Source organism: Asanoa sp. WMMD1127 (assembly GCF_029626225.1).
Classification (GTDB): domain Bacteria; phylum Actinomycetota; class Actinomycetes; order Mycobacteriales; family Micromonosporaceae; genus Asanoa.
In genome coordinates, this window is sequence record NZ_JARUBP010000001.1 from 80,141 (window position 1) to 99,724 (window position 19,584).

Below are 19,584 nucleotides of genomic sequence, written 5' to 3' on the forward strand. Positions count from 1 at the left end.
TGACACCCGGGTACGACAACCACGGCCCGGCAAGCCACAACCGCCTGCGCCGACCGCGACCGACTCGGCCTGCTCCTCCCGTGCGCCGACCGCGACCGACTCGCCCTGCTCCTCCCGTGCGCCGACCGCGACCGACTCGCCCTGCTCCTCCCGTGCCGCGTCGGGGACGACCGGCGACGCCGTGCGACCGTCGGCCGGCGACGCCGTGCGACCGTGGGCCGGCGACGCCGTGCGACCGTCGGCCGGCGACGCCGTGCGACCGTGGGCCGGCGACGCCGTGCGACCGTCGGCCAGCGACGGCCGTGCGAACGTAGGCCAGCGACGGCCGTGCGACCGTCGGCTGGCGTCGCCGTGCGACCGTCGGCTGGCGTCGCCGTGCGACCGTGGGCCGGCGACGCCGTGCGACCGTCGGCTGGCGTCGCTGTGCGACCGTGGGCCGGCGGCGCTGTGCGACCGACGCCGTGCGACCGTCGGCCGGCGGCGCTGTGCGACCGTCGGCCGGCGACGCCGTGCGACCGTCGGCCGGCGGCGCTGTGCGACCGTCGGCCGGCGGCGCTGTGCGACCGTCGGCCGGCGACCGCCCGGCCCAGCGCCGGCGACCGGCGCTGGCGACCGGCGCTGGCGGGCGGTGCGTTGGTCAGTCGCGCGGTGGTAGTTGCTGTAGGGCCCAGGTGTTGCCGTCCGGGTCGGCGAAGTAGACGAACGAACCCCATGGCTGCACGTCGACCTCGCTCGCGTCGACGCCCTTGGCGACCAGCTCCTCGCGCGCCTTGGCCGCGTCGGGGATGACCACCTGGAGGCCCTTCTGGGAGCCCGGCGCCATCTCCGTGATGCCCTGGCCCAGCGCGATGGAGCACGCCGAGCCCGGTGGGGTGAGCTGGACGAAGCGGAGGTCGGGTGACACCCGCTGGTCGTGGTCGGCGTTGAAGCCGCACTGGTCAACGTAGAACGCCTTGGCCCGGTCGACGTCGGTGACCGGGATGTAAACGAGCTCGATCTTCCAGTCCATGGAGCGAAGCTATCGCCCGGGTCTGACACTTTCCCGCCGAAACGCGTGCGGGCCGGCCGTGGAGGCCGGCCCGCACGTCTGACAAATCAGGCGGCCGCCGGCTCCTCGATGCGTAGGCCGCGCGCTCGAACGCCGTCGGCGACCTTGGCGAGCAGGGCGTCGAGGGCACACAGGTTCACCGACAGCTCGCCTAGCTGCTCGCGGAGGGCCTCCTCCGACCACGCGGAGACGTCAACGTCTCCCAGTGCACTGACCGCGGCCCCGAGCCGCGTGATGGCCTCGTTCGTACTCATGTTCGATAGCGTAGGGCATGCCACCGACATTTTCCGCCCAGAGATCGAAGAGTCACCCAACCGAGCCCGCAGAGCCCACAGAGCCGGCAGCGCCGGCAGCGCCCGCGGCCACCTCAGCCACATTGGCGAACAGCAACGCCTCCGCCAGGCAGACCCGCTGGAACTCGGCCAGATGCAGGCTCTCGTTAGGCCCGTGCGCCTTGGAGTTCGGGTCCTCGACACCGGTGACGAGGATCGCGGCCTGCGGGAACATCTCCTGGAAGGTGGCGATGAACGGGATCGACCCGCCGACGCCCATGTCGACCGGCTCGACGCCGTCCCACGCCGCGCGGAAAGCCGAGCGCCCGGCCGCGAACATCGGCCCGCTGGTGTCGATCTCGCACGGCGCGCCGTCGGACTCCAGGACCACCGACACCTGGGCGCCCCACGGGGTGTGCTTCTCGACGTGGGCGACGATCGCCGCGTACGCCCGCTTGGGGTCCTCACCCGGCGCCAGCCGCACGCTGACCTTGGCCTTCGCCGACGGGATCAGCGCGTTGGGCGCGCCCGCGGTCGGCGGGGCGTCGATGCCGAGGATGGAGACGGTGGGCTGGTTCCAGATCCGGTCGGTGAGCCGGCCGGTGCCGATGAACGTGACGCCGTCGAGCATGCCAGCCTCTTCGCGCAGCCGGTCCTCCGGGTAGTCGACCGCCGCCGTGTTCTGCCTGGCCAGCCCGTCGATGACGACGTCGCCGGCCGCGTCGTGGAACGTGGCGATCAGCCGCGACAGGGTCGTCAGCGCGTCCGGCACCGCCCCACCGAACATGCCGCTGTGCACGGCGGCCTCGAGGACGCGTACCTCGACGAAGCAGTTGACCAGGCCGCGCAGCGAGGTGGTGACCGCCGGGACGCCGATGTCCCAGTTGCCGGAGTCCGCGATCACGATGACGTCGGAGCGCAGCGTCTCCTTGTGCTGCTCGAGCAGCCCGCCGAGCGACTCCGAGCCGAACTCCTCCTCACCCTCGACGAACACGACCACGCCGACCGGCAGCGCGTCGCCGAACGCCCGCAGGGCCGCCACGTGCGCCATCACGCCGGCCTTGTCGTCCGCGGCGCCCCGACCGTAGAGGCGGCCGTCGCGCTCGACCGGCTCGAACGGCTCCGACTTCCAGAGCGAGAGATCACCGACGGGCTGCACGTCGTGATGGGCATAGAGGAGTACGGTCGGCGCGCCCGCCGGGGCCGCCCGGTGCCCGATCACCGCGGGCTGCCCACCGTTGCGGACGATCGACACCTCGAGCCCGCACCCGCGCAGCAGCTCCGCCACCGCCTCCGCAGAACGCTCGACGTGGCTGAAGTCGAAGCCGTCGAACGCGATGCCGGGGATGCGGATCAGCCGTTCGAGGTCGGCACGGACGCCGGGCATCTCACGCTCGATCGCAGCGCGCAGCTCGGACTCGGAGAGGATGGGAGCGGTCATCCCGTGATCGTAAGCCGCCCGCCACCAGCACCGACGAGCCCGGCCCGCCAGGCCACGCCCCGCCAGTCAGACGGCGGGATCCGCGTCGTCGCGGCGTTCGTTGCGGCCACGGGCCGCGCGGGAGGCCGCCTCGGCGGCATTGCCCATCCAGGTCCGGGCCCGATTGGCCCCCGTGCCCGCCCAGTCACCGAGGTCGGTCGCACCGTCGCCCAGCCGGCGCAGCAACCCGACCAGCGGATCCTGGCTGCGACCGAAGGCCTCGCGATAAGACGCGGCCGCCGCCTTGATCTCGTCGCTGATCCGCGCTCCGCCGTCGTCGTCGCGGCGCGGGTATTCGCCGCCGACGATCCGCGCATAGTCACCGGCGTCGACCCAGTGACGCAGGTCGGCGGCCCGGGCGACCGGGACCGGGTGGCTGCTCCAGGCGGTCATTCGGATCTTGTGGAAGCTGTCGCGGAGGTCGCCGCCGCCGTCGTAGTCGGCCGCCTGCTCGAGGAACGCCGCCGTGTCGATCTGGCTGAGGTCGCCGCCGCCGGCGAGCTTCATGAGCAGGCGCAGGGAGGCGCCCGGGTCCTGGTTGGCGAGCAGGCCGGCGCGGTCGGCGGACAGCTCGGCCTTGCGCCACCACTCCAGCATCGCGGCGATGATCGCGCGGAGGGCGATCGCGCCGACGGGTAGCCAGCTCAGGTTGGCCGCCCAGCGCGTGAGGATCATCAGGATGGTCTTGTAGACGGCGTGGCCGCTGCGCAGGTGGCCGATCTCGTGGCCGAGCAGGGTGCGCAGCTCCTCGTCGTCGAGCTGCTGCACCGACCCCGAGTCGATCACGATGAACGGCCGGTCGAGCCCGATGGCCCGGCCGCCGAGCGTCGGCGACTGCCGCACGAACAGGTCCGGTAGCTCCGGTAGGTCGAGCGTCTGCGCCGCCTCCGCGTAGAGCCCGAAGACGCGCGGGTATTGCCGGTGGTCGACCCGGATCGACGACGCCAGGTAGCTCAGCCGGAAGCCGCGCTCGTTCCAGATGCCGAAGAAGGCTTTGACCACGTCGTCGAAGCCGCGTAGCTCGCGCAACGCGGTCAGCGCGCCCCGGTCGGCCGGATGCTCCCATGCCCGCGAGCTGATCCCGGTCAGCGCCACCCGCCGTCGGGCGGGAACCGCTGCCTGCTCGTCACTGGTCATGGTGCCCCCCGAGTCGCCGTGGCGTCGTCACCGCTCAGCGTGCCGCACGGCACGGCGTGCGTCTATGCCTGTGGATAACCACTGACCGGTTGGACCACCCGCTCCCCCACGACCAGATCGAAAGCCTGCGGAGGTACGCGAATCGGTCACCCGTCCACGACCACGGGCTCGTCCGACCACACTCCACGCACGACCAGGTCGGCGCGCTCGGCCGTACGCTCCGTGGCGAAATGCCGGTTCTCCCGCCGCCGCCACCGCAGGAGCTCGGACCGCGTCGCCGCGCCGTCCCGCGCCAGTGCCCGCTCCAGCCGCAGCCGAGCCGGCGCCACGACAAAGATCGAGAATGACAGCTCCGACCCGGCCCGCGCCGCCCCGAACCCCTCCAGGATCACCACCGGCGCCGGCGGCACGGGCACCCACGGCCCGACGAACGACGCCCGCTCCCAGTCGTAGCGGCGATGCCGCCCCGGCTCGCCGGCCCGCAACGGCGCCAGCAACGACGCGGCCACGCGATCCCAAGAGGTGAACTGGTCGTCCCACCCGGAGAGAAAGTCGTCAGTGTGCACCAGCGGCACCGGCACGCCGCCGACGGCGACGATCGACGACGCCAGCCGCGCCGCGAACACCGTCTTCCCCGCGCCGCTGGGTCCGTCGACCGCGACCAGCCGGGTACGCCCGATTCGGGGCCGCCGCCGCAGGATCCGCCGCGCCAGGCCGTCGAACGTCGGGGCGCTCACGGCGCGCCGGGCGGCACGAACGGCAGCCCGGCCGGCGCGCCGTCGGTGACCAGCCGCCACAGCGCGCCGGTGTCGAGGTGCTCCTCCACCAGGTCGCCGAGCAGATCGAGCGTGCGCTCACGAACGCTCGCGAACTCGGTCCCGGAAGCCACCGTGAACCCCGACCGCCCGGCCAGCCCCGCCACCGTGCCGAGGAACCACCGCCGGAACTCGTCGGACTCGAACGCACCGTGCCAGTGGGTCCCGAACACGGCCCCGTCCCAGGCGCCCTCCGGCCGACCATCCGAATAGGACAGCATCGGTACGGCCGGCGCGCCCGACGACACGTACCCGTGATGGATCTCGTAGCCCCGGACCGGGATCCCACCGGAAGCCGTCCCGGACGCGAGCGTCACCGTCTTGCGCGTCCCGAACGTGACGTCGATCGGCAGCACGCCGAGCCCCTCGACCGTGCCGCGCCCGCTCTCGACGTCGTCGTGGATGGCCCGCGCGAGCATCTGGTAGCCGCCGCAGATCCCCAGCACCGGCCGCCCCGCCGCCACCCGCGCCGACACCGCGGACGCCAACCCCGTTTCCCGCAACCAGCCCAGGTCATCCACAGTGGACTTGCTGCCGGGCAGCACGACCAGATCGGCCGCGGCCACGTCGGCCGGCTCGATGGTCAGCCGCACCCGCACGCCCGGCTCGGTGGCCAGCGCCTCGGCGTCGGTCGCGTTGGAGATCCGCGGCAGCCGCACCACGGCCACGTCGAGCCACTCGCTGCCGTGCGGCGCGGCCGGCCGCCCGAGCACGCTGCCGTAGGCGAGCGAGTCCTCGGCGTCCAACCACAGATCGAGATGCCAGGGCAGCACGCCGTACGTGGGCCGCCCGGTCACCCGTTCCAGCATGTCGATGCCGGGCTGGAGGAGCCCACGGTCGCCGCGGAACTTGTTGACGACGAAGCCGGCCACGAGGTCCTGGTCGGCCTTGTCGAGCAGGGCGACGGTGCCGAACAGGGCCGCGAACACCCCGCCGCGGTCGATGTCGCCGACGACCACTGTGGGCAGTCGACCGTGCCGGGCGAGGCCGAGGTTGACGAAGTCGGTGTCCCGCAGGTTGATCTCCGCGGGGCTGCCGGCGCCTTCGCAGACCACGACGTCGTACTCGCGGCGCAGTTCGTCGAAGGTCTCGAACACCGTCGCGGCGAGGCGGGACTTGAGCGTGCGGAAGTTGCCGGCGTCGACCCGGTCGACCGCCTCGCCGAGCACGACCACCTGGCTGGAGTGGTCGCTGCCGGGCTTCAGCAGCACCGGGTTGAACCGCACGTCGGCCGGGATCCCACACGCGGCGGCCTGCATCGCCTGGGCGCGCCCGATCTCGCCGCCGCGCCCGTCCGGCCCGACCACCACCGCCGAGTTGTTGGACATGTTCTGGGCCTTGAACGGCGCCACGCGTACGCCCTGCCGGCTCAGCCATCGGCAGATGCCCGCCGTGACAACGCTCTTGCCGGCGTCGGAGGTGGTGCCGGCGACCAGCAGGCCGCCGCTCATCGGCGGGGCCGGGCGTAGGCCGCGACCGCCGCGAGCGCCGCCGCCGCGAGACCCACGGTGCCGGACAGCCGGGCGGCCCGGCCGACGTGCCGGAAGTCGGGGCGCGGACCGTCGCCGAGGTACGGGCGCGTCTCGCTGCGTCCGAAGTAGACATTGCGCCCGCCGAGCCGCACCCCGAGCGCGCCCGCCATCGCCGACTCGCACTGGCCGGCGTTGGGGCTCGGATGGTCGTTGCGGTCACGGCGCCACACCCGCAACGCCTCGGCCCGCCGCCCCCGCACCCGGGGCGCGGCGGCCACGGTGAGCAGCGCGGTCAGCCGGGCCGGCGCGAGGTTGAGCAGGTCGTCGAGGCGGGCGGCGGGGGTGCCGAACCGGGCGTACCGCGGGGACCGGTGGCCCACCATCGCGTCCAGCGTGTTGGCGGCACGGTAGGCCAGCAGCCCCGGCACACCGGCGACCGCGCCCCACCAGAGCGGCGCGACGACGGCGTCGGAGGTGTTCTCGGCGACGGACTCGACGGTGGCGCGGGCGAGCTCGGCCTCGTCGAGCCGCGCCGGGTCGCGGCCGCACAGGTGATTGAGCCGCCGCCGGGCCGCCGGCACATCGCCGCGCCGCAGGTGGCGAGCCATCAGCCGGCCTTCGGCGCGCAGTGTCCGACCGCCGAGCACGGTCCAGGTCGCGGCGGCGGTGACCAGGAAGCGGGCGGCGGGCCGGCCGCGGGTGGCCAGCGCCGCGGCCACGCCGAGCGCCGCGGGAGCGCCGACGGCCACCAGGGTGTACGCCGCCCCGGCGCGCCGGTCGTCGCGGTAGAGACCGCGTTCGAGGCGCTGCGCGAGTGTGCCGAACCCGGCGACGGGATGGAACCGCCGCGGATCACCGAGCCACGCGTCGAGCCCGTAACCGGCGAGGATCCCCGCCGCGTCGGCCGCCCGTTCGCCGGCCACCCGGTCCATCGCCAACCACCCCACGGCGATCACCCTAAGCCGTCGCCTATCGGCGGCCGCCCGGGCCGGGGGAGCGGGCGGCCCGACGCGGCTAGGGGCCGGTGGCCTTCGCGGTGAAGCGGCCCGGCGCGAACTGGTCGATCGTGTGCAGCGTGTGGCCGGTCTGCGCGAGGTCGGCCAGGATCTCGCCCACGACCGGCGCGAACTTGAACCCGTGCCCGGAGAAACCGGCCGCGACCGCGACGTTGGCCGCCTCCGGGTGCGGACCGAGGATGAAATCCTCGTCGGGCGTCATCGTGTAGAGGCAGGCCTTCGCCTCCAGGTATTCGGAGTCGGCCAGCGCCGGCAGCCGCCGCGCCAGCCAGGCGACCACGTCGGCCAGGTCGTCGGGGGTCGCCGACGGCGCGCCGAGCTCGGCGTCGGCCGGGCGATCGCCGGAGTGGAAGGCGGCCTTTACCACGGCGCCGACGCCCGGGCCAAGGTCGTGCAGGTCGGCGGGCGGGGAGAAGGCGGGGATGCCGTACGCCACCGCGTCGTCGGCCGGTTCCCAGATCCAGACCGGGCAGCGGCCGATCGCGAACGGCTCCGACGGCAGCCAGTAGTGCTGGAGCCGGCTCTGCAGCGTCACCGGGTTGCCGCGCATCTGCAGCAGGTCGGCGGCCCACGGCCCCGGGCAGACGATGAGCCGGTCGGCGCTGACCGTGGCGCCGTCGACGTGCACGGTCACCCCATCGGCGTCGGCGTCCCAGCCGGTGACGGCGCCGCCGTAGCGCAGGTCGGCGCCCCAGCCCTCGGCCAGCCGCAGGTGAGCGCTGATCGCGGCCTCGGGCCGGACGACGCCGGCGGCCCGCTCGTAGAGGCCGATCTCGTCGTCGTCGGGCGCGAACGCGGGGAACCGCGCCCGGATCGTCCTGGCGTCGAGCATTTCGTGCTCGAGGCCGTGCGCCTGCGCCGACGCGAGCGCGCCGGCCACCTGCGCGGAGTCGGCCCGGCCGAGCATGAGGCCGCCGGTCGGGGTCATCAGCTCGACGCCGGCGACCTCGCTGAGCTGCTGCCACAGCTCGTAGGCGCGTTGCACGAGGGGCACATAGGCACGGCCTTCCGCGTACGCCTGGCGGATGATCCGTGAACCGCCCGCGTGCTCGCCGCGGGTGTGCGGCGGCCGGAACCGGTCGAGGCCCAGCACCCGGACACCGCGACTGGCCAGGTGGTAGGCGGCGGCCGCGCCCATCGTGCCGAGCCCCACCACGACGACCTCGGGCCGGCTGCCGGTCAGTTCCATTCCGGCAGCCTAGACGCAGGTGGGGGCGACGAAGCGGACAGGAGATGCGTTACCCACCCGTACGCGTGCCGCCCTTTCAGCCCAAGACCGCCGGTTGGTCCACGCATTTGCCCACCGGCCGCCGCAGGCGGCGCGTGACACCGCCGGCGAGCCGGCCGAGGACGTTGGCCGGGCGCAGGTAGTCGTCGTAGCGGGCGGCGCCGGCCAGGACGCCGAGGAACCGCGACGACTCGGCCGGGTCGTCGGCGATCGCGGCGATCAGCAGCCGCTGCGCCAGCGACACCCGCAGCGTCGCGAAGGAGCGGGTCATCCCGTAGACCGGCAGGGCGGCCGCGTCCCGTCGGCGCTGGTAGCCGGCGAGCGCGTCGTCGAGGCCGCCGTGGTCGAGGCCCTCCACGATCGCGGCGGCCAGCAGGTCCGCGTCGCGGAACGCGTTGCTGATCCCCTGGCCGGCGACCGGGTCCATGACCACGCCCGAGTCGCCGACCAGGGCCCAGCCCGGCCCGTGGGCGGCTCGGAAGCCGTTGGGCACGTCGGGCGCCATCCGGTACGGCTCGGCCCGCACGCCGTCGCGGACCCGGTCGCCCAGGTCGCCGCAACGGTCGAGGGCCGCCAGGTAGCCGGCCGCCGGATCGGCTCGGAACCGCTCGAAGTCGGCCAGCGGCGCGAAGATCGCGATCATCGTCAGGCCGTCGTTGGTCGGGAAGGCCGGAACCGTCAGCCCGGGCCGCACGTGGATCTCGCCGATCGGCAGGTCGACGCCCGACCAGTACGTGTAGCAGGCGAACGTCGCCGGCTGGCGGACGTGGTAGGCGGTGGCGCCGACCGCGTCGGCGATCGTCGAGCGCTTGCCGTCGGCCCCGACCACCAGCCGAGCGGTCTCGGCGACGAGGGCGGTGCCAGCAGAGGGGCCCCTCCCCCTCCCCTCCCCGCGTCGTCTGCCGCGGATGCCGGTTACCCGGCCTTCGGTGTCGCGGGTCAGCTCTTCGACCGCGAAACCTTCGCGCACCTCGGCGCCCGCCGCTCGCGCGGCGTCGACCAGGGCGGCGTCGAGCACCGTGCGCCGCGGCCCATAGAGCGCCCCCACACCGTCGACCGCTGGATAGCGCCCTTCCAGCGCGGCCCCCGGCCCGGCGTCGAGCCGCACCACCGGCACCGCCGGCGTGACGGCCGCGATGGGGTCGAGCAGCCCCCACCGCGACAGCCGCGCGATGCCCGGCACCTGCACCTGGTGCGTCGACAGGGTGTCGCTCGGGAAGCGCGCCCGGTCGACGGCGAGCACCCGTAGCCCGGCCCGGGCCAGCAGCATCGCGGTCGCCGCGCCCCCGGCGCGGGTGCCGACGACGATCACGTCATGGTCCATCTCGCCTCCTCCATACGGAACCGTATGGAGAAACCATACGGTAGCGTATGGGGGTGCGTAAACCCCGTCTCGGACCTGACGACTGGACCGCCGCGGCATTGACCGCGATCGGCGAGCAGGGCCTGGCCGGCGTGGCTGTCGAACCGCTCGCCGCCCGGCTCGGCACCACCAAGGGCAGCTTCTACTGGCACTTCCCCAACCGGGAGGCGCTGCTCGAAGCCGCCCTGCGCAGCTGGGACGAGACCTACACCGACGCGATCCTGCGCACCGTCGACGCCGAGCCGGACCCCGTCGCGCGGCTGCAGGCGCTGTTCGTCGCCGTCACCGCCTCCGAGCGGGCGCCGGTCGAGGTGCACCTGCACGCCGCGGCCGACCACCCGGCGGTGGCGCCGGCGATGCGCCGGGCCGTGGCCCGGCGGACCGCCTACATCGCCGCGCAGCTGACCGCGCTCGGCTTCGACCAGGCCGAGGCCGACCGGCGGGCGCTGTTCGTCTACGCCACCTACGTCGGCCACATCCAGCTCGTGGTGCGGATCCCGGACGCGATTCCACAGGGTCCGGCCCGCGACGCCTACCTGGCCACGATCCTGGCCGCCGTCCTCGGGCGGCCCACGGCCGCTCAGACCGGCACCGGCGCCTCCTCCGCGTCGGCAGACGCGCCCTCGAACAACTCCGCGCTGTCGCCGTAGCGGGCCGGCACCTCGCCGTCGGGCACCTCCTCGGTCGGCTCGCCCCGGGCCCGCAGACCGGCGTCGTCGTCCTCGATCTCGCTGGTCGCCCCGGCGGCCCGGAGGCGGACGAAGCGCGCCTTGCCCCGGGACAGGTCGTGGCCGACCGCGACCGCCTCCACCTCGTACGACGTGCGGTTGTTGCCCTCGCCGTCGGCCCAGTCGCGCGTGTAGAGCCGCCCCACCACGACGACCGGGTCACCGGTCATCACCGACGACGCGACCCCTTCCGCGAGCCGCCGCCAACACGTCACCCGTACGCGCAAGCTGTTGCCGTCGACCCACTGGTTGCTGTCGCGGTCGAAGCGGCGCGCCGTCGACGCGACCCGGAAGCTGGCCACGAGCGTGTTGGTGTTGGTCGTGCGCCGCCATTCCGGCGCGGTCAGCACATTGCCGACCATGGTCACATAGGTATCGAACATCATCATCTCCACAGAAAGGCGCGGAACAAAGGGCGAGTCGACTCGGAGCACCAGCCTGACGGCGGGGCGGGCGCGAAGCCACGGCGCGAAGCGCGCCTGTGGATAACCGGGAGCCTGTGGAAATCCCAACGACCCAGTTCGGATGTGCTACGGGAGCGGTAGCGTCTGGGTCGTGGCAGACGTGGAGATAGACGTACTCGGCAAGCCGTACGAACGCCGGGTCATCGACCTCGGGCACGACGACGAGGGACCGCTGGTCGCGACCCTGGTCAGCCGCCGCGCCGAGCGCCCGACGGGCCGCGCCGTCCTCTATTTGCACGGCTTCGTCGACTACTTCTTCCAAACCCATCTCGCCGACTTCTACGTCGACCGCGGCTGGGACTTCCACGCCATCGACCTGCGCCGCTACGGCCGGAGCCTGCTGCCCCACCAGACGCCGAACTTCACCACGGACCTCAGCGAGTACTTCACCGAGCTCGACATCGCCGCCGAGCTGATCGGCGCCGAGACCCTGCTCGTCAACGGCCACTCGACCGGCGGACTGGTCGCGTCGCTCTGGGCGCACGCCCGACGTGACCGAAAAATGATCCATGGTCTTTTCTTGAACAGTCCGTTCTTCGAGTTCAACATGCCCTGGCTGATGCGCCGTCCGGTGCTCGCCGGCGTCGCCCGCCTCGGCCGCCGCCGCCCGCGCCGGGTCGTCCCCCGCGGCCTGGAGAGCCTCTACGGGCAGAGCCTGCACATCAACTACCGCGGCGAATGGGACTACAACCTGGCGTGGAAGCCGATCGAGGCGTTCCCGATCTACGCCGGCTGGATCGGCGCGATCCGCTCCGCGCACCGCCAGCTCTGGTCCGGCCTCGACATCCCCGCGCCGGTGCTCGTCGCCTGTTCGACCCGCACGTTCCGCGGCGCGAAATGGAACGAGAGCATCAACGTGGCGGACGCGGTGCTCGACGTCGAGCACATCGTCCGCTATGCCCCGCGCCTCGGCCAGCACGTCACCCTGGTCCGCGTCGACGGCGGCATCCACGACCTCACGCTCTCGGGCCCGCAGCCCAGAGAGCGCCTGTTCAGCGAGGTGGGGCGCTGGATCGACGCGTACGTGACTCCCAAGGACGGGGGTCCCGCGGTGGCGGAGGTTCTCGACGAGGCGGCGGATAGTCGGAATAGTCCGGTTCTGGCCGCTGACGAGGCGGCTGCCAGCGGCGCTCAACCGGGTCCGGTGCCGAGCTGACCGGCCGCGGCCCCGACCAGGCCGGATCACCGCGCCGGCCGGGCTCCGGCGGCCGCGGACCGGGCGGTGGACGGCGCCCCGGGGTCAACGGCAGCGGCTGCCACATCCCCCGCCGCCAGACCAGCAGCTCACGGCTGAGCGGATGGACGTCACCGGCCATGAACACCCGTTCGACCGCGCGCCGCGCCTTCGACAACCCCGGCGGCGACTCACTCCCGGTGATAATCACGACATCCCGGGCGGGCACCCCGACAACCAGTTCCCCGGGTACGCGCGGCGCCAGCTCGTCCCAGAACTCCTCCGCCAGCAGCACGCTCGACTCGAGCCCCTCGAACGAGAGCATGAGCGTCGGCGGCCGGCCGTGGATCTGGGCGCGGCGCAGGTTGTCGTAGAGGTGGTCGATGGCCAGCCGGCGCAGCGTACGCAGGTTGATGCCCAGTCGGTCGAGATCCGGCCAGCTGACCAACCTCTCACCGAACGGAGGACCGTAGGAGTAGGCGACGGCGATACGCTCCGTGAACTCGTCGAGCACGTGCCCCTCGTGGACCGACCGGTCGGCGGTCGACACCAGGAGCGGTAGAAAGCGGGTGCTCGTCACCTGCACGCGTGGAAACCTAATATGTGCAGGCGAGATCGTCACGCCCTGCCTGTCCGTCAATTTCCCGGACACAGCGCGCGACGATCCAGCCCGGCGCTCGTAGCTCAGTGGATAGAGCAGGGGTCTTCTAAGCCCAGGGTCGCAGGTTCGAATCCTGCCGAGCGCACCAGCAGGACCTGACCTAGGTCTTGAACCAGCAGGCCAGGCGGTGGCCGGACACCACGAAGGGCCTGCGGCCGTCGCGCCGCAGTCGACATCATGGTCGGGCGCTGAAGCTGAAGAGGATCCGACCGCAACTGGTCGACGCACGTCGCGCTAGTCTCAGGCGCCCCGTCGAAGGTATGCGGCGGCGGCGAGTAGGCGGTCCGCGCTGTCTCCCAGCAAGCCGAGCCCAGTGTTACAGCGGGTGCACAACAAGCCCCGTACTCGCCCATCGTCGTGATCGTGATCAACATGGTAGTCATCGTCGAATCGGCGGTTGCAGATGGCGCAGCAACCTTGTTGCTCGCCAAGGAGGTCCAGTACTGCGTCGACCGTAAGCCCGTACAACCTCGCCCACTCGCGTGCTCGCTCTGCGGTACGACATCGCCACGAGGGCCTTGTCGCGTGGACTCGTCGTTCCGTTCGCTTTCGGATCCGTACCGGACCGCAGGCGGCGCAGACCGCAGTCAGTTTGACTGTGTCGATCTCGCTCAAGTCGTGTCGTCGATTAAAGTTCGCCGCGAGTAGGACCGCCATGTCGGGATCGCTGTATCGACATGCTGGTTGACAGTACCGCTTGTTCGATGAGGGGTAGACCTCGAACGAGTTGCTACAGGTGGAGGCCTTACAGACCCGCGTCTCCTTGCCTCTTACCACGCGCCCGGCGCCTTGACCCGGGCGACCGCCGGGAGAGCGGATGACAACTCCCATGTCGCGAAGTCGTTCGGCCATCGCGTGACCGGATCCGAGACCCGCCGCAACGGCCAAAGACGTCAGCGATTCGCCTGACCGATAACGCTTGGCGGCCTCGTCCATCGAGATTGAGGTCTTCGAACGAGGCCGCGCCATGCGAACGATTCTAGTTTTCGCCATCAATCCAAGGCCAGGCGCACCGCGTGCCTGCTTCGAGGAAACCAATCATCCGGAACGCCTGGTCGGTCAGGCCGCCGAAGGTGTGCCGGTTGGCCGAGCCCGACGGCGCGTGGCCCAGGCGGTAGCCCGCCAGGTTCCACGTGTACATCGGCACCGTGGCCGGCACCGCGCGATCGACCAGACCGCCGGCGTACGCCGCCTGCTCGTCGGTGACGACCACGACCCGGTCGTGGCGCGCGTAGTGGCTCCGTAGCGCGCCCGCCGTGTCCGTGCCCTCGCCGTAGAAGTAGCCGTCCGCCTGCCAGCGCTCGATCGCGCGCAGCAGCGACTCGCCGCGCTTGACCGGGAAGGCCTTCGACCCCCACGAGAACGACACCACGTCCGCCGACGCGCACCGCTGCGCGAGGGCGACGCCGAAGATCACCGCGGCGTCCCACCGCCGCAGCGTGCCGTCCTTGCTGAACGTCGCCTGCATCGAGCCGGACGTGTCGACCAACACGAGCGTACGGCCGGCCAGCTCCGGCACCGACGCCAGCGAGTGGCCGATCGCCTGCTCCAGGGCGTACGCCCAACGCAGCGACGGCGCCGCCCGGTAGGCCGACAGGAAGCGCATCGGCAGCTGCCGTGAGCGGGCGACCTCGGCCGGATCCGCGATCCGGGCCGCCACCCGCGCCGCCACCTCGTCCGGAACGCCGGCCTGGTCGAAGTTGCGCAGGTTCCGGATGAGGGCCATGTAACCCATGCCCGGCGCGAGCGCCGACCACAGCTCACCCTTGTCGAGACGGTCGCCGGCCAGCGACAGCGCGTCCTCCCACGTCATGCCCGCGGCACGCAGGCGCTCGGCGTCGAGCAGCGCCCGCGGGTCGGTGGCCGCGGCCCGGCGCAGCGCGGCGTTCGCCGCCACCATCGGCAGCGACTCGCGCACCACCTCGGCCCGCCCGTGCCGGCGCTCCAACGCCAACCGGAACAGGTCGCCCTGCCACGGTGCGGTCGGCGTCGGGTGCACCAGGTCGAGCACGTCGGCGAAGCGGAAACCCCTGCCGGCCGTGTCGTACTTCAGCAGGCCGTACTCCGTGTAGAGCGTGGCCAGCGCGTCGGCGACACCGCGCTTGACCGGCTTGGGGATCGCCCGGCCATGACGCGACATCCAGTACGCCAGCGCCTCACCCGGCTCGTCGGCGCGCCGCAGCACCGACGCGACCAGCTGCCGGCCGCCCGGCTTGCCGGCGTCGACCAGGGCGCGGGTCGCCTCGAGGGCACCGACCAGCGACGCGGAGCGCATGTTGGCGTCGCCGCGCAGCCAGCGGAGGAAACCGGCCGTCCAGGCCGGATCGGCGACGGCGACCTCGCGTACGAGCATGGCGAAACGGCTGTCCCGGTCGCCGGCGGACTCGTAGAACGTGTGCTCACCGACCATGTTGGTCACGGCGAGCAGAAAGAGCTCGGACTTCTGGTCCCGGGCGTAGCCCGGCGCGCCCTCGAACGTCAGCCCGCTCGGCGTCGCCGCCGACTTGACCGGGCTCGCGCCGGTAGCCGTACGCACCTTGAAACGGTTGAACTTGGCCATCCGAACGGCTCCCTTCCGCGCATCGCACCGTCGCAGGCCCCGGTGTCGAACCGGGCGAACCGCCGTTATGAGCAGCGGCCGGACAGCCAACGTCCGCCTGCGAACTCCACAGTGGATGGCGAGGACGACGTACCCGACGTGGAGTGACGCGGTATCGAACCGCGCACGCGAAGCTTGCAAGGCAACGCTGTGCACCAGCACCCACCCCGTGGTTCTAATCGGCGTGCCCGAGATCAAGATCGGTCCGGCGATCGTTAGGTGCTCTACCGCTTGAGCTACACCGGCCAGGGCCGGCGACGGGACTCGAACCCGCAACCACCTGCTCCCAAAGCGAAGAACTCCGAACCTGCGCACCGGGCACTGCCGCCTGCCCGCGCCCTCCCCGAGATCAAGTCGTCGACGGCGTTAGCGGGCTTCGAAACCCGCCGACCTTTACAGGGTCGTCACCAGAGAAGTAGCCGTCGCCTGCGCACCGGGAAGGTGCCGCGGTCGTGCCCCCGGCTGGATTCGAACCAGCGACCTCGGCCTTCGGAGAGCCGCGCTCTTCCGCTGAGCTACAAGGGCAACGTGCGTGGGAGCGGAGGGATTCGAACCCCCTGAGCCATAGGGCAACTGGGTTACAGCCAGCCCCGCCTCTCCATCGGCGGCGCGCTCCCGTGGGGTGATCGCGGGGAGTCGAACCCACGCCCTCCGGATCCACAGTCCGGCGTGCACACCCGTACACCACGAACACCGAGCCCGGACCTGGGATCGAACCAGGGACCCCTGCCGTGTGAAGGCAGTGCTCTCCCGCTGAGCTACCCGGGCGTCGCTTCCCCGGTTGGATTCGAACCAACGACGGCGCGATTAACAGTCGCGTGCTCTGCCAGCTGAGCTACGGGGAAATGGTCGCGCGTGCGGGACTCGAACCCACTTTGCTGGGATGAAAGCCCAGTGGCCTACCCATGACCGAACGCGCGTACGGTGTGTTCCGGGAGGGCCTCGATCCCCCGACCTCCTGCGTGTCGAGCAGGCGCTCCACCAACTGAGCTACCGGAACGTTGGTTCAACGCGTTGAGAACCAACGCATCATGTCCAATGTAGTCCGTTTCACTGCCGTAGGATCTACAGGGTGGCCGGTGCGATTGTGCAGTTGAGGTGCTCGAACTGCGACATCCAATTCTCGCGGCGGGCCAAAGTCTGGCGTCAGGCGGAGAAGCGCGGGCAGCGACTCCACTATTGCTCTATTGCTTGCGCCTCCGCCGCTAGACGGTGCCGACAAGTCGTGTCCGCCACCTGCGTCTGGTGTGGGGACGACTTCAAACGGCCGTCACACGGAAAGCGAGATCGAGCGCTGTTCTGTTCGCGGCGATGCGGAGCTCGCCACAAGTCAGCCAATCGGGTCGGGACTGGTCCAAGATGTCCAGAGTGCGGAAGCGCCAAGAGCTACGCCGGCAAGGTTTGCAGAAGCTGCCGGATCGACGCCCTCGCGAACCGGACCCTGGGCGAACTTCGCGCTACGCACGGCACCTTCGCATTCCACGCCAAGATCAGAGGACTCGCTCGCTCTGCCTACGAGGGCAGCCGCCAATGTGCGGCCTGCGGCTATGCCCTCCACGTCGACATCTGCCATGTCCGTGACATCGCAGATTTCCCGCCGTCCTCGACGCTGCGCGAAGTGAACCACCCATCGAATTTGGTAGCACTGGACAAGCGTTGCCATTGGGAGTTCGATCACGGCTTTCTCACTCGCCAGGGGAACGAGTGGGTGCCGGGTGATGAACCCCGTGTGGGACCACTCCACCACGCCCGCATCGCGCCCCCCAACTCGAGCGGACGACAATCGCGTTGTGTCCCGTGACGGATTCGAACCGCCGGCCGTCGGCTTAAGAGGCCACCGCTCTACCAGGCTGAGCTAACGGGACAGATGCGGAAGGTAGACGAGTCGAACGCCCGCCGTTTCCGGCGCCTCCGGGTTTCGAAGCCGGCTGGCCACCACTGGCCGGTACCTTCCATGGTCGGGCTGCGCCGCAGCCCCGATGTGTGCCCCCAGGAGGAATCGAACCTCCATCCCCGGCTTCGTAGACCGGTGCTCTGTCCGTTGAGCTACAAGGGCTTGGCGGAAGGAGCGGGATTCGAACCCGCGCCGGGGATTTAGCCGGTCCGCATTAGCACTGCGGCGCCTTGGACCGCTCGGCCATCCTTCCGCGTGCGGTGACGGCGGGATTCGAACCCGCGACCTCTTCCGTGACAAGGAAGCGCCCTGGACCTGACTGGGCGACGCCACCCTCGTACCCGCGAAGGGATTCGAACCCCTAACCTCCCGGCCCTGAACCGGGCGCCTCTGCCAATTGGGCTACGCGGGCGTGCGAGCCACCGCTCGGATTCGAACCGAGGACATTTCGCTTACGAGGCGAACGCTCTGGCCAACTGAGCTACGGCGGCAGGTGTTGCTACTCGAGGTCGTACACCGTGACCCGGATGTCGCGGCTGCTGAGCTCCTCGATGATGATCGGCTCTATCTCTTCCCAGCGACCGCCGGCGAGGCCGGCGCCGATGCGTGGCATGTGGACGGACGCGCCCAGCCGGGCCGCCGTGTCGGCCAGGGTGGCCAGGCACTGGCGCAGCGCGTCGTAGCGGATCGGTGGCCGACCGCCGGAGCGACGCAGGCCGTGCTGGCCGACCATGTTGGCGACCCACAGGTCGGCCGCGACCTCGACCACCTGCGTCTCGCCGAGGCCCGCGCCACCGGCACGGTGCCAGTCGCGGTAGGCCCGTTCGGGCTCCGGCCAGCGGCGGGACACGGCGACGACGAACCCGCGGCCCCAGCCGCCGATGTCGTTGCAGACGTGCGCGATGATCTTCGGTCCGGCGCCGCGTGGGGCGGTCGCGTCGCCGACGGCGTACTCGATCGGTGTCATCCTTCGATGATCGCGTGCCCTCGGCGCGATTCGAACGCGCACCACACGGCCCCTCAGACCGTTGCCTCTTCCGTTGGGCTACGAGGGCGTCGTTGCGATCCCGGACAAGGATTCGAACCTCGATCTGCTGGGCCAGAACCAGCCGTCCTGCCGTTGGACGATCCGGGAGAGTGGGTCGGCGAGAGGGAGACTCGCCGACCCGAATCAGCGCAGGGTCAGCGACGCCCACGAGGGGGTCGTCGGCTTGTGCCGCAGGGTCATCCCGGCTTCGGCCGGGGTGCGGTCGCCCTTGCGCTGGTTGCAGCCGTCACAGGCCGCGGTGGTGTTGGTCCAGGTGTTCCGGCCGCCGCGGGAGCGCGGCAGGATGTGGTCGACGGTGCTCGCGTGCCCGCCGCAGTAGCCGCAGGCCCGGCCGTCACGGACCAGGACACCGGACCGGGACCACGCGGGTACGGCGCTGTAGCGCCACTTCGTGACCACGTAACGGACGAGCCGCACGACCGTCGGCACCGGGTAGACGCCGATCAGCCGGTCGGGCCGGGACTCGTGGACCTCGGCGACCTGGCGCACGAGCATCCGCACGGCGTGCCGCAAACTGACCCGGTGGAGCGGGCCGAGGTCGGCGTTGATGACCAGCACGTCCACCGGATCCTCCTTTCGTCTGTCGTTGAAACGGTGAGCGGATGACCGGGTTCGAACCGGCGACCTGCACCTTGGCAAGGTGCCGCGCTGCCAACTGCGCCACATCCGCGGGTACGCCCGAGGGCGTCGTGCCGAGAGCGGGACTCGAACCCGCAACCACGGAGGTTTGAGCTCCGCGCCTCTCCCGATTGGGCCACCTCGGCCGGCGACAAACCACTCCCGTAGGCCGTAGGGGGCTCGAACCCCTGATCTCCGCGCTGAGAACGCGGCGAGCTTTCCAGCTGCTCCGACGGCCCGAAGTCGGGAACCGGGGAGTCGAACCCCGCGCTTCCTGCTCCCAAAGCAGGTCCGGTCACCGAGCCGGTCGTTCCCGATGGTCCTGGCCGCACAGAAAGAGTGCGGGCAGGACCGACAAATGCCATCCACTGTGGAATTCTCAAATCACAAGCCCAACCGCGCCCATAGGCACGGTAGGAGAGCAGGGGTGACAGGACTCGAACCTGCAACCGTCGGATTTGGAAGCCGGTGCGCTACCAATTGCGCCACACCCCTGTGTGGCGAAACGAAAAAAGACGCCGCCCGGTCCCTTGCGGGTGGGCGGCGTCGGCGCTTCAGAAAGAAAGC

Annotated in this window: 15 protein-coding genes, 22 tRNA genes and 1 pseudogene; 3 read left to right on the forward strand and 35 right to left on the reverse strand. The window is 71.4% G+C overall.

Annotated elements, in window-relative coordinates; translation table 11 throughout:
* Nucleotides 1–637 precede the first annotated feature (637 nt).
* The 9 genes from O7635_RS00380 to O7635_RS00420 all read right to left on the reverse strand — a co-directional run bounded on the left by O7635_RS00380 (nt 638) and on the right by O7635_RS00420 (nt 9,792).
* Nucleotides 638–1,009, reverse strand: coding sequence for a VOC family protein (locus tag O7635_RS00380; RefSeq protein WP_278078387.1), 372 nt, complete (start codon nt 1,007–1,009; stop codon nt 638–640).
* 86 nt (nt 1,010–1,095) lie between these two features.
* Complete coding sequence (locus O7635_RS00385) at nt 1,096–1,302, reverse strand: hypothetical protein (protein WP_278078388.1); 207 nt, start codon at nt 1,300–1,302, stop codon at nt 1,096–1,098.
* Between the two features lie 52 nt (nt 1,303–1,354).
* Nucleotides 1,355–2,761, reverse strand: coding sequence for a dipeptidase (locus O7635_RS00390; RefSeq protein WP_278078389.1), 1,407 nt, complete (start codon nt 2,759–2,761; stop codon nt 1,355–1,357).
* Nucleotides 2,762–2,827: 66 nt separating this feature from the next.
* The gene (locus O7635_RS00395) at nt 2,828–3,937 is read right to left on the reverse strand and encodes a M48 family metallopeptidase (protein WP_278078390.1); all 1,110 of its coding nucleotides are present in this window, start codon (nt 3,935–3,937) and stop codon (nt 2,828–2,830) included.
* A 146-nt stretch (nt 3,938–4,083) separates the two neighbouring features.
* A complete protein-coding gene (locus O7635_RS00400; protein ID WP_278078391.1) occupies nt 4,084–4,674 on the reverse strand; it encodes a hypothetical protein in 591 nt (196 codons plus the stop codon).
* Nucleotides 4,671–6,203 carry a cobyric acid synthase gene (locus O7635_RS00405; protein ID WP_278078392.1) on the reverse strand — a complete coding sequence of 511 codons (1,533 nt, stop codon included), beginning with the start codon at nt 6,201–6,203 and terminating at the stop codon, nt 4,671–4,673. The genes O7635_RS00400 and O7635_RS00405 overlap by 4 nt, the downstream gene beginning before the upstream one ends.
* Entirely contained in the window at nt 6,200–7,156 is a 957-nt protein-coding gene (locus O7635_RS00410; RefSeq protein WP_278085335.1) for a cobalamin biosynthesis protein, read from the reverse strand. Before O7635_RS00410 ends, O7635_RS00405 begins: the two co-directional genes overlap by 4 nt.
* Before the next feature lie 82 nt (nt 7,157–7,238).
* Entirely contained in the window at nt 7,239–8,429 is a 1,191-nt protein-coding gene (gene solA, locus O7635_RS00415; RefSeq protein ID WP_278078393.1) for an N-methyl-L-tryptophan oxidase, read from the reverse strand.
* A 76-nt stretch (nt 8,430–8,505) separates the two neighbouring features.
* The gene (locus O7635_RS00420; RefSeq protein WP_278078394.1) at nt 8,506–9,792 is read right to left on the reverse strand and encodes an FAD-dependent monooxygenase; all 1,287 of its coding nucleotides are present in this window, start codon (nt 9,790–9,792) and stop codon (nt 8,506–8,508) included.
* Between the two features lie 53 nt (nt 9,793–9,845).
* Here O7635_RS00420 and O7635_RS00425 point away from each other — a divergent pair, with 53 nt between their 5' ends.
* A complete protein-coding gene (locus tag O7635_RS00425) occupies nt 9,846–10,481 on the forward strand; it encodes a TetR/AcrR family transcriptional regulator (protein WP_278078395.1) in 636 nt (211 codons plus the stop codon).
* Nucleotides 10,482–10,573: 92 nt separating this feature from the next.
* On the opposite strand, the pseudogene ssb reads toward O7635_RS00425, so the two are convergent.
* Nucleotides 10,574–10,942 (reverse strand): annotated as a pseudogene (gene ssb, locus O7635_RS00430) (single-stranded DNA-binding protein); the annotation flags it as partial.
* 181 nt (nt 10,943–11,123) lie between these two features.
* Here ssb and O7635_RS00435 point away from each other — a divergent pair.
* Both O7635_RS00435 and O7635_RS00440 read left to right on the forward strand, forming a co-directional pair.
* Complete coding sequence (locus O7635_RS00435) at nt 11,124–12,179, forward strand: alpha/beta hydrolase (protein ID WP_278085336.1); 1,056 nt, start codon at nt 11,124–11,126, stop codon at nt 12,177–12,179.
* 691 nt (nt 12,180–12,870) lie between these two features.
* Nucleotides 12,871–12,946: transfer RNA gene (locus tag O7635_RS00440), tRNA-Arg, on the forward strand.
* Between the two features lie 152 nt (nt 12,947–13,098).
* Here O7635_RS00440 and O7635_RS38105 read toward each other — a convergent pair.
* The 25 genes from O7635_RS38105 to O7635_RS00565 form a co-directional block, all read right to left on the reverse strand.
* The gene (locus tag O7635_RS38105) at nt 13,099–13,851 is read right to left on the reverse strand and encodes an endonuclease domain-containing protein (protein WP_347405253.1); all 753 of its coding nucleotides are present in this window, start codon (nt 13,849–13,851) and stop codon (nt 13,099–13,101) included.
* Complete coding sequence (locus O7635_RS00450) at nt 13,838–15,418, reverse strand: TROVE domain-containing protein (RefSeq protein ID WP_278078396.1); 1,581 nt, start codon at nt 15,416–15,418, stop codon at nt 13,838–13,840. The genes O7635_RS38105 and O7635_RS00450 overlap by 14 nt, the downstream gene beginning before the upstream one ends.
* A gap of 492 nt (nt 15,419–15,910) precedes the next feature.
* Nucleotides 15,911–15,982, reverse strand: a tRNA-Arg gene (locus O7635_RS00455).
* A gap of 8 nt (nt 15,983–15,990) precedes the next feature.
* Nucleotides 15,991–16,074: transfer RNA gene (locus O7635_RS00460), tRNA-Tyr, on the reverse strand.
* Between the two features lies 1 nt (nt 16,075).
* Nucleotides 16,076–16,151: transfer RNA gene (locus O7635_RS00465), tRNA-His, on the reverse strand.
* Nucleotides 16,152–16,153: 2 nt separating this feature from the next.
* Nucleotides 16,154–16,225: transfer RNA gene (locus O7635_RS00470), tRNA-Val, on the reverse strand.
* Between the two features lie 4 nt (nt 16,226–16,229).
* Nucleotides 16,230–16,302: transfer RNA gene (locus O7635_RS00475), tRNA-Asn, on the reverse strand.
* Between the two features lies 1 nt (nt 16,303).
* A tRNA-Glu gene (locus tag O7635_RS00480) sits at nt 16,304–16,377 on the reverse strand.
* Nucleotides 16,378–16,384: 7 nt separating this feature from the next.
* A tRNA-Val gene (locus O7635_RS00485) sits at nt 16,385–16,457 on the reverse strand.
* A 791-nt stretch (nt 16,458–17,248) separates the two neighbouring features.
* Nucleotides 17,249–17,322 (reverse strand) — tRNA-Lys (locus O7635_RS00490).
* Between the two features lie 5 nt (nt 17,323–17,327).
* Nucleotides 17,328–17,411, reverse strand: a tRNA-Ser gene (locus O7635_RS00495).
* 30 nt (nt 17,412–17,441) lie between these two features.
* A tRNA-Arg gene (locus O7635_RS00500) sits at nt 17,442–17,513 on the reverse strand.
* 1 nt (nt 17,514) lies between these two features.
* A tRNA-Ser gene (locus tag O7635_RS00505) sits at nt 17,515–17,604 on the reverse strand.
* A 5-nt stretch (nt 17,605–17,609) separates the two neighbouring features.
* Nucleotides 17,610–17,685, reverse strand: a tRNA-Asp gene (locus tag O7635_RS00510).
* A 4-nt stretch (nt 17,686–17,689) separates the two neighbouring features.
* Nucleotides 17,690–17,763 (reverse strand) — tRNA-Leu (locus tag O7635_RS00515).
* Nucleotides 17,764–17,768: 5 nt separating this feature from the next.
* Nucleotides 17,769–17,842, reverse strand: a tRNA-Thr gene (locus O7635_RS00520).
* An 8-nt stretch (nt 17,843–17,850) separates the two neighbouring features.
* The gene (locus tag O7635_RS00525; RefSeq protein WP_278078397.1) at nt 17,851–18,318 is read right to left on the reverse strand and encodes a macro domain-containing protein; all 468 of its coding nucleotides are present in this window, start codon (nt 18,316–18,318) and stop codon (nt 17,851–17,853) included.
* A 15-nt stretch (nt 18,319–18,333) separates the two neighbouring features.
* Nucleotides 18,334–18,406: transfer RNA gene (locus O7635_RS00530), tRNA-Leu, on the reverse strand.
* A 9-nt stretch (nt 18,407–18,415) separates the two neighbouring features.
* Nucleotides 18,416–18,486: transfer RNA gene (locus O7635_RS00535), tRNA-Gln, on the reverse strand.
* A 36-nt stretch (nt 18,487–18,522) separates the two neighbouring features.
* Nucleotides 18,523–18,963 (reverse strand): HNH endonuclease, encoded by a 441-nt coding sequence (locus O7635_RS00540; protein ID WP_278078398.1) that lies wholly within the window; start codon nt 18,961–18,963, stop codon nt 18,523–18,525.
* Nucleotides 18,964–18,996: 33 nt separating this feature from the next.
* Nucleotides 18,997–19,069, reverse strand: a tRNA-Gly gene (locus O7635_RS00545).
* Nucleotides 19,070–19,089: 20 nt separating this feature from the next.
* Nucleotides 19,090–19,163: transfer RNA gene (locus O7635_RS00550), tRNA-Leu, on the reverse strand.
* A gap of 19 nt (nt 19,164–19,182) precedes the next feature.
* Nucleotides 19,183–19,256: transfer RNA gene (locus tag O7635_RS00555), tRNA-Glu, on the reverse strand.
* Nucleotides 19,257–19,260: 4 nt separating this feature from the next.
* Nucleotides 19,261–19,333: transfer RNA gene (locus O7635_RS00560), tRNA-Pro, on the reverse strand.
* A gap of 106 nt (nt 19,334–19,439) precedes the next feature.
* Nucleotides 19,440–19,512: transfer RNA gene (locus tag O7635_RS00565), tRNA-Trp, on the reverse strand.
* Nucleotides 19,513–19,584 lie beyond the last annotated feature (72 nt).